We start from the raw sequence: 12107 nt of genomic DNA on the forward strand, positions 1-12107 counted from the left end.
AGGAGCGAGCTTGCTCGCGATGGACGTTAACGATGACGCGTTGTCATTGGATAAACGCGGCGCCGGTGAGCCCATCGCGAGCAAGCTCGCTCCTACAGGTTCTGTAGGAGTTTCCCATGCAACGCATCGACCACAAGCTTCCCTGGAGCCACCTGGGCACCGAGCGCACCCTCAGCGTGTTTCGTTATGGCGCGGGCACGCGCAAGGTGTACATCCAGGCCAGCCTGCACGCCGACGAATTGCCGGGCATGCGCACGGCCTGGGAGTTGAAGAAGCGCCTGACCGAGCTTGAGCAACAGGGACAATTGAACGGTATGATCGAACTGGTGCCAGTGGCCAATCCCATCGGCCTCGATCAGCACCTGCAAGGCAGCCACATGGGGCGTTTCGAGCTCGGCAGCGGCAAGAACTTCAACCGCTCGTTCGTCGAACTCAGTGCGCCGGTGGCCGGGTTGATCGGTGATCGCCTCGGCAGCGATGCCCAGGCCAACATCGCGCTGATTCGCCAGGCCATGGGCCAGGTCCTCGACGACTTGCCGGCAGCGACATCGCAGCTGGAAGCGATGCACCGTCTGTTGCTGCGCCATGCCTGCGACGCCGACATCACCCTCGACCTGCATTGCGACTTCGATGCGGCGATCCACCTCTACGCGTTGCCGCAGCACTGGCCACAATGGCAATCCCTGGCGGCGCGTTTGAAGGCCAGCGTGGCGCTGTTGTGTGAAGACTCCGGCGGCAGTTCGTTCGATGAGTCCTGTTCTTCGCCATGGTTGCGCCTGGCCAGGGCGTTCCCGGCGGCGGCGATTCCGCCGGCCAACCTGGCGACCACGCTGGAGCTGGGCAGCATGGGCGACACCCGTGTCGACCAGGCCCAGGCCAATTGTGAGGCCATTCTCGGGTTTCTCGCCGAGCAGGGTTTCATCTCCGGCACCTGGCCGGCGGCACCGGCCGAATGCTGTGAAGGCATGCCATTCGAAGGCACCCAATACCTGTTCGCACCGCATCACGGCGTAGTCAGCTTCCTGCGTGAGGCCGGGGAGTGGGTGGAAAAGGGCGATGCGCTGTTCGAGGTGGTCGACCCGTTGAGCGACAAGGTCACCACCGTGCAGGCCGGCACCAGCGGCGTGCTGTTTGCCATCGACCGTGGGCGTTATACCCAGCCGGGGACCTGGCAGGCGAAAGTGGCGGGGCGCGAGCCGATTCGGGTGGGGAAGTTGATCAACGACTGAGCCAGGTACTTCGCTGTCTGTCCTGGCCTCATCGCGAGCAGGCTCGCTCCTACAGTGGAATGCATTTCATCTGTAGGAGCGAGCCTGCTCGCGATGACGGCATCAGCCACACCCGAGATGTCTCTGCCTACTGACCAGTGTTAGGCTCTTCCCCGAATCCTGCATTCCGTGAAGGAAGACCCATGTTGAAGATTCTCGCGCTGCTTACGCTCCTGGCATCCACTGTCGTCCACGCCCAAACCCCGCTGCAAACCGACTTGCCGCTCAAATACCTGGAACAGGCCAACGCCGATTCGAACCATCAACCTCTGGTGATTTTCCTCCACGGTTACGGCAGTAACGAGCAGGACCTGTTCGATATCAAGGATAATTTGCCCGAGTCCTACACCTACCTGTCGGTACGAGCGCCGATAGTGATGCAGGAGGGCAGTTACCAGTGGTTCCGCAAGAAGGGTGAAGGGGCCTACAACGGCGAGACCGATGATCTGAAGTCCAGCGGCCAGGTACTGCTGGATTTTGTCGCACAGGCCACGAAGAAATATCACACCGAACCCGAGAAGGTGTACCTGGTGGGATTCAGCCAGGGTGCGATCATGTCCTACGAAGTGGGCCTGCGGCATCCCGAGGCGCTCGGCGGGATCGCTGCATTGAGCGGACGGATTCTGCCAGTGCTCAAGTCCGAGCTTGTACCGGATGAAAAACGCCAGTCGCTGGCCATTTTCATCGGTCATGGCGAACAGGACAAACGCCTCCCCTACAGCGATGGCACCGAAGCCAACAGCCTGTTGCAGAGCGTGTCACTCGAACCCGAGTTCCACGGCTACCCCGGTGTCGGTCACAACATCAGCGCCGACGAGATCCAGGATTTGAGCGCCTGGTTGCAGCGTCTCAACCCCTGAGCCTTATTTTCCGCTGACGATCTGTTTGATCAGGGTTTCGTGGGCCGCCATGTCGCCGGGACGGGAAATCACCTGGATCACCGCCATGCGGGTACCGGATGCCGCCATCAGCGTGGTGGTGAGGGTCAGGCCACCGCCCTGAGTGGCAGTGCCGTCAACCTGGCGCAGGCCCAGCCCGGTTGTCCGGGTCAGGGCTTTCTCGCTGAGCTTGTTGTAGTCGGGCAGGGACTTGTGTTGCGCCGCATCGAAATCGGCCACGGTGCCGTCGAGGAACGCGCCGTCGTTGTCCTTGACGCTGATACCGTTGGGCAGGGTGTTTTCAGCGGCGATCACCACGGTCTTGGTGGTTTCATTGCTGTACAGGGTGCCGCTCGCACCCTCCGGGCTGGCCGGCAGCGGGTTGGCGATGAAACCCTTGGGCAGGTTGAAGGTGAACTTGCCGCCGAGCATCGAGACTTTCCGGGCGGGCGCATCGCTGGAAGTGGCCTTGGCGGCCTGCGCATTCAAAGCCCCCAGGCCGGTAGCGGCTGCCAGCAGCAGGACAAGGGCTTTTTTACTCAACAATGACATCGGGATCTCCAGGGATGGGCGCGCGGTGGGGCGCGATCATCCCATGGAGGTTGTGATGCGTTCCAGTGTGCTCTACCGAGCGGTCACCTTGGCCGGGCACCCACCTATGCTGAGGACATCCCGATGACCCGATGCAGCCTAGCGTTTGATGGCAGCGCCTTCAGTGTGTGTCGTCGGACCGGCCGGCCGCGCCAGCAAACGCTTGGTCACGCCCAGCATGGCCACCGACACCGCGATGCCCAGCACAAAAGCGTTCATTCCCATCGTTGGCAGGGCCAGCGCCAACACCAGGCAGAAGGCGGCGAACGAGTACATGCCGGTGGCGGTGGCGCGCAGCAACGCGGCGGTAAAGGCCGGCCCACGGGTTTGCTGGGAGAACACCGCCATCACGCTACCCAATACCGGGAACACCGCCAGCAGGCCGCTCCAGCGGTCGCCGACAGTGCTGGCCAGCAGGGTCACGACCAACGTGAGCAAAGCACCGGCCAGCATGCGCAGCAGGAGTTTGTCGGATTTCGGCGCCGGGCCATTGAGCACCGGTTGCACGGCGGGGAACAGGTACGGTGCGGCAAGCAGCGCGGTGGCGGCGGCGCACACCGAAAACACCAGGGAGGCCGGGATCAGCGACAGGGCAACCGCCACCAGCGCCCAGACCGACAGCGAGATCACCAGCGCCAGCGGCCATCCGGCCCGTTGTGCGACCTGGGCGTAGGTCACGCAAAACGCAATCATCGCGAACATGGCCGATAGCGCAGCGGTGGCCGATTGCGCAGCGAACGCCTGGCCCTGTTCGAGGGCGAGGAACAACAGGATCGGCCCGACCACCACCGGCAACCCCGATAACCAACCGGCCACGCTCGGCCCCCAGCGTTTGCCAGCCAGGGAAATCAGTAGCAGGAAGCCTGGGATCACCAGCAATTTGAGGATCAACACGCGCACGTCTCCGACCTGTATGAGGTGGCAACGGTAACATTGCATCGGGTAGATTGCCTTATGTGTGTTCGATTTTTGTATACAAAAATCAAGCCCTTGGACATTTTGCGAAAGGTCTTTTGCGCATACGTTTTTTGGGCATCCTGCGATAGGGCCAATCAGCCATGGTTGATTCTGTAGTTTTTGGGGTGACAGATAGGGCTTCATCGCCGGAGTTTGCTCCGGGTGGCGTTCCGACGATGAACGATGACTCGGTCCACCTGAAAAAACGCGGGCAAAAAAGAACCCGGTGCGACTTGCATCGCACCGGGTGTTTTTCCAGACGGTCACGGATCTTCGTGGGTCCCCGCGCCATCTGTTGAACGCTGTTGGCTTACGCTCGCTCGAGCGCCAGTGCCACGCCCTGACCACCTCCGATACACAGGGTGGCGAGGCCTTTTTTGGCGTCGCGCTTGAGCATTTCATGCAGCAGGGTCACCAGCACGCGGCAACCCGAGGCCCCGATCGGGTGACCCAAGGCAATGGCGCCGCCGTTGACGTTGACCTTGTTCAAGTCCCATTCCAGGTCCTTGGCCACCGCCAGGGATTGCGCGGCGAAGGCTTCGTTGGCTTCAACCAGCTCAAGCTGGTCGATGTTCCAGCCGGCCTTGTCCAGGCAGCGGCGCGTGGCCGACACCGGGCCGATGCCCATGATCGCCGGATCGACGCCTGCGTTGGCGTAGGCGGCGATTTTCGCCAGTACCGGCAGGCCGAGGGCCTTGGCCTTTTCAGCGCTCATCAGGATCACGGCCGCGGCACCGTCGTTCAGCGACGAGGCGTTGCCGGCGGTCACCGAACCGTCTTTCTTGAAGGCCGGCTTGAGCTTGCCCAGGGATTCGGCGGTGGTGCCGGCCCGTGGCTGCTCGTCGGTGGCGAAGGACAGCGGATCGCCCTTGCGCTGCGGGATCAGGATCGGGGTGATTTCATCGACGAAGCGCCCGGCTTCGATGGCGGCCACGGCTTTCTGTTGCGAGGCGGCGGCGAACGCGTCCTGCTGCTCGCGAGTCAGGCTGTACTTCTCGGCCAGGTTCTCGGCGGTGATGCCCATGTGGAAATCGTTGAATGCATCCCACAGGCCATCGCTGATCATGGTGTCGACGATTTGCGCGTGGCCCATGCGCAGGCCGGTGCGGGCGCCGGGCATCACGTAGTTGGCCAGGCTCATGTTTTCCTGGCCGCCGGCGATGATCACTTCGGCATCGCCGCAGCGAATCGCCTGGGCGCCCAGGTGCAGGGCCTTGAGACCCGAGCCGCAGACCTTGTTCAGGGTCATGGCCGGCACGGCGAAGGGCAGGCCGGCCTTGATCGCGGCCTGGCGTGCAGGGTTTTGCCCGGCGCCGGCGGTCAGCACCTGGCCCATGATCACTTCATCGACTTGCGCAGGGTCCAGGCCGGTTTGTGCCAGCAACTGGCGGATCACCGCAGCGCCCAGGTCAACCGCGGACACATTGGCCAGGGATCCCTGGAAGCTGCCGATCGCGGTGCGCGTGGCGGCAACAATGACGACTTCTTGCATGGAATGATTCCTCACTGGGCAGCGAACTGCATTTCCGGCACGTGGTCCGGCACGATCAGTTTACCGGCAGTCTTGGCGACGATCTCTTCGACGCTGACGCCCGGTGCACGCTCTTTCAAAATGAACGCGCCGTTTTCGATTTCCAGGTAAGCCAGGTCGGTCAGTACGCGCTTGATGCATCCGGCGCCGGTCAACGGCAGGCTGCATTGGGACAACAGCTTGGACTCACCGTCCTTGGACGCGTGGGTCATGATGACGATGATGTTGTCGGCGCCGGCTACCAGGTCCATCGCGCCGCCCATGCCCTTGACCAGTTTGCCGGGGATCATCCACGAGGCGATGTTGCCTTGCACGTCCACCTCAAAGGCGCCCAACACGGTCAGGTCGACATGACCACCGCGGATCATCGCGAAGGATTCGGCGGAGGAGAAAATCGACGCGCCGGTACGCGCGGTCACGGTTTGCTTGCCGGCGTTGATCATGTCGGCATCGATGGTTTCTTCAGTAGGAAAAGGACCCATGCCCAACAAGCCGTTTTCCGATTGCAGCATGACTTCCATGCCTTCGGGGATGTAGTTGGCGACCAGGGTCGGAATGCCGATACCCAGGTTCACGTAGAAGCCGTCCTGCATTTCGCGGGCGACGCGCTGAGCCATTTGTTCGCGGGAAAGTGCCATTGTCGTTATTCCTTCATTCGGTCCGGGGGCAGGGGATCACTTACGCACGGTGCGCTGTTCGATGCGCTTCTCGAACGTGCCGCAGATGATCCGGTCGACGTAGATGCCAGGGGTGTGGATCTGCGCCGGGTCCAGCTCGCCGGGTTCGACGATTTCTTCGACTTCGACCACGGTGATCTTGCCGGCGGTGGCGGCCAGCGGGTTGAAGTTCTGGGCCGTGTGGCGATAGATCACGTTACCGAAATGGTCGGCTTTCCAGCCTTTGACGATGGCGAAGTCGCCGGTGATGGACTCTTCCATCAGGTACTTGCGGCCATGGAATTCGCGGACTTCCTTGCCGTCGGCGACAGGCGTGCCAACGCCGGTAGCGGTGAAGAAGGCCGGGATGCCGGCACCGCCTGCGCGCATTTTTTCAGCGAGGGTGCCTTGCGGGGTCAGGGTGACTTCGATTTCGCCGTTGAGCAGTTGCTCTTCGAACAGCTTGTTTTCGCCGACGTAGGACGCCACCACTTTGCTGATCTGGCGGTCGGTCAGCAGTACGCCGAGGCCGAAACCGTCGACGCCGCAGTTGTTGGAAACCACGGTGAGGTCGCGAGTACCTTTGCGCTTGATCTCGTTGATCAGGTTTTCCGGGATCCCGCACAGGCCGAAGCCGCCGGCGATCACGGTCATGCCGTCTTCAAGACCTGCCAACGCTTCCTCGTAGGAACTCACGCGCTTGTCGAAACCTGCCATATGCACCTCTTTTATTCTTTGTGGGCGGCTGGCTAGCCGAATGGAATGGAGTGTCTCGCTGGAGTATTCATTTGTTAAGTTGTTTTTTAAGGTTGATTAATAGATAAAACTCAACAATATGTAGGGGCTGCCGAAGGCTGCGCTCTTTTGGATCAAGATCAAAAGAGCGCAGCCTTCGGCAGCTCCTACAATACCCGGGAGAAATCGAGTATGACCGTCAAGCAGATCCGCGCCTTTCTGGCCGTAGCCCAGAGCCTGAGCTTTGCCGTGGCCTGCGAACGCCTGCACCTGTCGCAATCGGCCCTGAGCCTGACCATCAAGGCGCTGGAGGAGGGCCTGGGCGGGCGCTTGTTCACCCGCACAACGCGCAACGTGGCGCTCACCGCCGAAGGCGAATCCCTGGTGCCGCTGGCGCGCCGGCTGATCGCCGACTGGGACAATGTCGAGGATGAACTGCGTCAACGCTTCACCCTGCAGCGCGGTCGCGTGACTCTGGCGGCGATGCCGTCGTTCGCTGGCAACCTGCTGCCGCCGATCCTCAAGACATTCCGCGCCCGTTATCCGAACGTCAACGTGACGGTCAATGACGTGATCAACGAGCAGGTGCTGGAAATGGTCCGTGACCGCCAGGTGGAACTGGGGGTGGCGTTCGAGCCGACCATGAGTTCGTCGCTGCAATTCACGCCGTTGTACATCGACCGATTTGTCGCAGTAGTGCCCCTGGATTCGGCACTGGCCGAACTCGATGACATCGACTGGCAAACCCTGCTCAAGGAACCGTTCATTACCTTGCAGCGACCGTCCACCGTGCGGGTCATGCTTGAAGAGCATTTGCAGGCCCGCGGCATGAAACTGCCGGTGGAGTTTGAAAGCCATCAACTGGCGACGGTCGGGCGCATGGTCGCCAGTGGCTTGGGCGTGAGCGCGGTGCCGGCCTTGTGTGCCGGGCAGATGCGTGAGCTGGGGGCGCGTTGCATCACTTTGCGTGACCCGGTGGTGGAGCGGGCGCTGGGGGTGTTGACGTTGCCCGGGGGAGAGCTGTCGGCGGCGGCGCAGGCGTTGTTTGATGTGCTGAAGGAGGAAAACCTGGGGCAGCGAGTTGCCATGAGCTGAACACAATCTCCCTGTAGGAGTGAGCCTGCTCGCGATGGCGCAGTGTCAGTCGACAACGATGTTGTATGTGCTGGCCCCATCGCGAGCAGGCTCACTCCTACAGGGATTGGGTTTTGTCAGTGGTTAAGGCGTTGGGCCAATAACGGAAGAAACTGCTCGCATGCCCCCTCGATCTTCAAGTCCAGCATCTCATCGGCCCGGGTCTTGCCCAGGTTGATCGCGATCAACGGCTTGCCCTGATCCACCACCGCCTGGCACAGACGAAATGCCGAATAGGCCATCAACGAAGACCCGAGCACCAACAACCCGGCAGCCCGTTCAACGGTCACCATCGCCTTGGCCGCCGTGGCCTGCGCAACGTTCTCGCCAAAGAACACCACATCCGGCTTCATCCGTTCCCCGGCGCAATGCGGGCAGTTCGGGACCTGGAAGCGTGCCTCGAAGGCCGGGTCGAGCAAGGTGTCGCCGTCCGGCGCCTGTACCGCGTCGACGCCGGCCAGGTACGGGTTCTGTGTTTCCATCAGGCGCTGGATCGAATCGCGCTCGCTGCGCCGACCGCAATCCAGGCACAAAACCCGGTGCAGACTGCCGTGGAGCTCGATCACGTCATGGCTGCCGGCCTGGTCGTGCAGGGTGTCGACGTTCTGGGTGATCAACCCGCTGATCTGCCGCGTGCCTTGCAAACGGGCCAGGGTGTCGTGGGCCACGTTCGGCTGCGCCAGACGCACCCGTGGCCAGCCGAGCATCGCCCGCGCCCAATAGCGCCGCCGGGACTCCGGGGCCGAGAGAAATTCCTGGTACATCATCGGCTGCCGGCCACGCCGCACGCCCTGGTTGTCGCGATAATCCGGAATACCCGATGGCGTGCTGATACCGGCTCCGGTCAGCACGGCGAACGGCGCGTCGGCCATGAGCTGATGGAGGCGATCGAGCTGTTCATGGATCAGGCGGTCAAGCATGTCGGGAAACCTGTAGGAGCGAGCTTGCTCGCGATGGTCGTCAACGATAACACTGTAAGCCTGACACCCCGCGGCGTGATCACGTTCATCGCGAGCGGGCTCGCTCCTACAGATGGCGGCGAAGATTATTTACGCGCCTCCAGTATCAGGTTGAACGGCGTTTCCGTGGCCCGGCGAAAACGGCTGAATCCAGCCTCGCTGAACACCTTGCGCAACCGCGCTTCACCGGCCTGGGCGCCGAGGCCGAGGCCGACTTCCTGGGACAGCGAGTTGGGCGTGCAGATGAAGGTCGAGGCCGCGTAGAACAGGCGTCCGACCGGGTTGACGTTGTCGTCGAGCAAGTCGTTGGCGTAGGGCTCGACCAGCAGCACCGTGCCGTCGTCCTTCAGCGATTCATAAGCGTGTTTGGCCGCACCTACCGGGTCGCCCATGTCGTGCAGGCAGTCGAAGTAGCAGATCAGGTCGTAGTCGCTGCCTGGGTAGCTTTTGGCTGTGCCCTGGAAGAACCTGGCCCGGCTGGATACACCGCCTTCTTCGGCGCGTTGGGTGGCAACGGTAACGGAGGGCGCGTGGTAGTCGAAACCGACGAAGCGCGAATCCGGAAACGCCTGGGCCATGATCACCGTGGAGGCACCATGGCCGCAGCCGATGTCCGCCACTTTGGCCCCGGCTTCCAGTTTGGCCACCACACCGTCGAGGGCCGGCAACCATTCGGCGACCAAGTGGGCTTTGTAGCCGGGGCGGAAGAAGCGTTCGGTGCCGCTGAACATGCACGGATGGTGATCGCCCCAGGGCAGGGCGCCGTTGCCGCGCATGGCGTTGACCAGCTTGTCCTTGTCGTGGAAAAACGACGCGACTACGCTGATCCCGCCCGCCACATAGACCGGTGAGTCTTCGTTTGCCAAAGCCATGGCCTGCTCTTCGGGCAGGCGGAACTGGCCATCATGGTGTTCCATGTAGCCGGAGGCGGCATGGGCGCTGAGCCATTCGCGCAGCAGGCGGGTGTTGCAGCCGGTTTTCCCGGCAAGGGTTTCGGGGGTGATCGGCTGACTGTCGGCCATCGCCCGGTACAGGCCGAGCTCTTCGCCGAGGATGACGTTGGCGAGCATCGCCGCGCCGCCCATGTCATTCACCAGTTTACCCATGAAATCGTTGAGTCTGGCCTCGTCCATCATGTGTGCTCCTTAAGCAGGATCATGGTCCAGGGGCGGTGTCTGGCGAGGTGTTCGCCGCTGGGCGGTGGTCGTGGGAATGTGCAGGACGCTGAGCGGGCCCTGTGTGCGTTGAGTTTAGTTCGGGGCGTGTGTACTGCTGTCTCGAGCGACGAAAGCCTCCCTGACTGACACTAAACCCCTGTGGGAGCGAGCCTGCTCGCGAAGGCGGCGGATCAGCCACCATTAGCATTGAATGTAAATCCGCTATCGCGAGCAAGCCCGCTCCCACAAGGGATTTGTGTCGTGTATTCCATTGTGTCCAACCCCGGTTTCGATACACAGACACCCATTGTCGGCCCCTGTCGAACACAGTCCCGATACACCCCTTCGATTAACTGTGTCTCAAGGCGGGCACCTGCCCGCAATCCTGGACACATGCGAGATCGACACCATGCAGACATCCATTGCCCCCGTAGGCAGGGCCAGCGCAGGGCTTGGCCTGCGTCGCGGTTTACTCAAAGAACTGCAAGCGGCCCCGACCGGCCATTTCGACTTTCTGGAAGTCGCGCCGGAGAACTGGATCGGCATCGGCGGTGCCCATGGTGCGGCGCTGCGGGCGCTGGCCGAGCGTTATCCGTTGTCCTGTCACGGCCTGTCCCTGTCCCTGGGCGGGGCGTCGCCGCTGGACGTCGGGTTTTTGCAGGAAATCCGGGTTTTTCTCGATCACTACAACGTGCCGTTGTACAGCGAGCATTTGAGCTATTGCAGCGATGACGGTCACCTGTACGACCTGTTGCCGCTGCCGTTTACCGAAGAAGCGGTGCACCACGTCGCCGCGCGTATCCGTCAGGCCCAGGACATCCTTGGCCGGCGTCTGGCGGTGGAAAACGTCTCCTACTACGCCGCGCACCGACAGGACATGGACGAGGTGACGTTCACCAATGCGGTGTTGCGCGAGGCTGATTGCGACCTGCTGCTGGACGTCAACAATGTCTACGTCAACTCGATCAACCACGGTTTCGATCCGCAGGCGTTTCTCGCGGGCATCGATTCGGGTCGGGTGGTGGCGATGCACATTGCCGGGCACTTCGACGAGTCCGATACCTTGAAGATCGACACCCACGGTGCCTCGGTGAAACCGGCGGTGTGGTCGTTGCTGGCCCAGGCTTATGTCCGGTTTGGCGTACAACCGACTTTGCTGGAGCGGGATTTCAACTTTCCGGCATTCGCCGAACTGGTGGCGGAACTGCAGACCATTCGCCGCCTGCAACAGGAGGGTGTGGACCGTGGGTAAGCCGAATCTTTTGCAGCAACAATCCACTATGGGCCTTTACCTGCGCGATCCTGAACAGCACGCGCCTCCCACCGAAATGGACCCGGTGCGGGCACAGGTTTACCGCGATCTGGTGTTCGCCAACCTGTCTTCGCTGCTCAGTGGCACTTTTCCTGTGCTGCTGAAGATTCTGGGGGATGAACGCTGGCGTTCGCTGGTGCGCATCTTTCTGCGGGACTACCGTGCCCGCACGCCGAAATTCGGTGAGATCGCCCAGGAGTTTGTCGGGTTTCTCGCGGCCGGGCCTCAAGCATTGAGCGATGGGCCGTGGCCACCGTTCATGGTGGAGCTGGCGCATTACGAGTGGGTGGAAATGGCCTTGCAACAGTCCGACGCCGAGCCTCTGGTTGCCGGTGATGCTGCGTTGCTGCTGGAGCGGCCGTTGCAGGTATCGGCGCTGGCCTGGCCGTTGGCGTATGCCTGGCCGGTGCAGCGGGTGGGGCCGGATCATCAGCCGGACGCTTTGCCTGATCAGCCGACATTGCTGCTGGTGCGGCGGGCGGAGGACTGGAGTGTGAGGTTTTCTGAATTGAGTCCGTTGGCGTGGCGGTTGTTGCAGAGAATTGAAGAGTTTCCCGAAGTGACCGGGCGTGAACAGTTGCAAGGATTGGCGGTCGAGGCGGGGCAGGTTGGTTCATCGGCGTTTTTCGAGGGTGGTCTGAGGTTGTTGCGGCAGATGCATGGGGATGGGGTTGTTGGAGTTGTTTGATCCTGGCGGCCCGCCAGCCGATCTGATTTCGCGGATGTATCACGTCGTAGGAGCTGCCGAAGGCTCGGTCCGCGCTCGGGCGATCTTTTGATCTTGATTGTCAGTAATACAGCCAAAAGATCGCAGCCTCGTTGCACTCGACAGCTCCTACCAGTTCCTACGGGGAAATGCGCACGCATGAGGAATCAGGCCGGTAGGCGCCTCGGGCCCACGGAGCAGGACCGGAGCCAAAACCCACAAC

General features: G+C 62.0%; 12 protein-coding genes. 5 read left to right on the forward strand and 7 right to left on the reverse strand.

Annotation, left to right across the window (positions count from 1 at the left end; translation table 11 throughout):
• Nucleotides 1-116 precede the first annotated feature (116 nt).
• A complete protein-coding gene (locus C8K63_RS28275) occupies nucleotides 117-1229 on the forward strand; it encodes a succinylglutamate desuccinylase/aspartoacylase family protein (RefSeq protein ID WP_108219696.1) in 1113 nt (370 codons plus the stop codon).
• Nucleotides 1230-1411: 182 nt separating this feature from the next.
• Nucleotides 1412-2128, forward strand: coding sequence for an alpha/beta hydrolase (locus tag C8K63_RS28280; protein ID WP_108219697.1), 717 nt, complete (start codon nucleotides 1412-1414; stop codon nucleotides 2126-2128).
• Nucleotides 2129-2131: 3 nt separating this feature from the next.
• Here C8K63_RS28280 and C8K63_RS28285 read toward each other — a convergent pair whose 3' ends face one another.
• The 5 genes from C8K63_RS28285 to C8K63_RS28305 form a co-directional block, all read right to left on the reverse strand.
• Nucleotides 2132-2698, reverse strand: coding sequence for a hypothetical protein (locus C8K63_RS28285; protein WP_108219698.1), 567 nt, complete (start codon nucleotides 2696-2698; stop codon nucleotides 2132-2134).
• 138 nt (nucleotides 2699-2836) lie between these two features.
• Complete coding sequence (locus tag C8K63_RS28290; RefSeq protein WP_108219732.1) at nucleotides 2837-3631, reverse strand: hypothetical protein; 795 nt, start codon at nucleotides 3629-3631, stop codon at nucleotides 2837-2839.
• Nucleotides 3632-4004: 373 nt separating this feature from the next.
• On the reverse strand, nucleotides 4005-5186 hold the full coding sequence (locus C8K63_RS28295) for an acetyl-CoA C-acetyltransferase (RefSeq protein WP_108219699.1): 1182 nt from the start codon (nucleotides 5184-5186) through the stop codon (nucleotides 4005-4007).
• An 11-nt stretch (nucleotides 5187-5197) separates the two neighbouring features.
• The gene (locus C8K63_RS28300) at nucleotides 5198-5863 is read right to left on the reverse strand and encodes a CoA transferase subunit B (protein WP_008026717.1); all 666 of its coding nucleotides are present in this window, start codon (nucleotides 5861-5863) and stop codon (nucleotides 5198-5200) included.
• Between the two features lie 36 nt (nucleotides 5864-5899).
• Nucleotides 5900-6598: a CoA transferase subunit A gene (locus C8K63_RS28305; RefSeq protein WP_108219700.1), complete on the reverse strand. Its 699-nt coding sequence runs from the start codon at nucleotides 6596-6598 to the stop codon at nucleotides 5900-5902.
• 210 nt (nucleotides 6599-6808) lie between these two features.
• Here C8K63_RS28305 and C8K63_RS28310 point away from each other — a divergent pair, with 210 nt between their 5' ends.
• Nucleotides 6809-7711, forward strand: a complete 903-nt coding sequence (locus C8K63_RS28310) for a LysR family transcriptional regulator (RefSeq protein ID WP_108219701.1) — start codon at nucleotides 6809-6811, stop codon at nucleotides 7709-7711.
• A 116-nt stretch (nucleotides 7712-7827) separates the two neighbouring features.
• On the opposite strand, the gene C8K63_RS28320 is transcribed toward C8K63_RS28310, so the two are convergent.
• Together C8K63_RS28320 and C8K63_RS28325 are read right to left on the reverse strand one after the other, a co-directional pair.
• Complete coding sequence (locus C8K63_RS28320) at nucleotides 7828-8670, reverse strand: NAD-dependent protein deacetylase (RefSeq protein ID WP_108219702.1); 843 nt, start codon at nucleotides 8668-8670, stop codon at nucleotides 7828-7830.
• A gap of 125 nt (nucleotides 8671-8795) precedes the next feature.
• Nucleotides 8796-9842 carry a class I SAM-dependent methyltransferase gene (locus tag C8K63_RS28325; protein ID WP_108219733.1) on the reverse strand — a complete coding sequence of 349 codons (1047 nt, stop codon included), beginning with the start codon at nucleotides 9840-9842 and terminating at the stop codon, nucleotides 8796-8798.
• A 433-nt stretch (nucleotides 9843-10275) separates the two neighbouring features.
• On the opposite strand from C8K63_RS28325, the gene C8K63_RS28330 reads away from it, so the two are divergent.
• Together C8K63_RS28330 and C8K63_RS28335 are read left to right on the forward strand one after the other, a co-directional pair.
• A complete protein-coding gene (locus C8K63_RS28330; protein WP_108219703.1) occupies nucleotides 10276-11118 on the forward strand; it encodes a DUF692 domain-containing protein in 843 nt (280 codons plus the stop codon).
• A complete protein-coding gene (locus C8K63_RS28335; protein WP_108219704.1) occupies nucleotides 11111-11866 on the forward strand; it encodes a DUF2063 domain-containing protein in 756 nt (251 codons plus the stop codon). The genes C8K63_RS28330 and C8K63_RS28335 overlap by 8 nt, the downstream gene beginning before the upstream one ends.
• The last annotated feature ends 241 nt before the right edge of the window (nucleotides 11867-12107 follow it).

The organism is Pseudomonas sp. GV085 (genome assembly GCF_003050925.1).
GTDB lineage: Bacteria > Pseudomonadota > Gammaproteobacteria > Pseudomonadales > Pseudomonadaceae > Aquipseudomonas.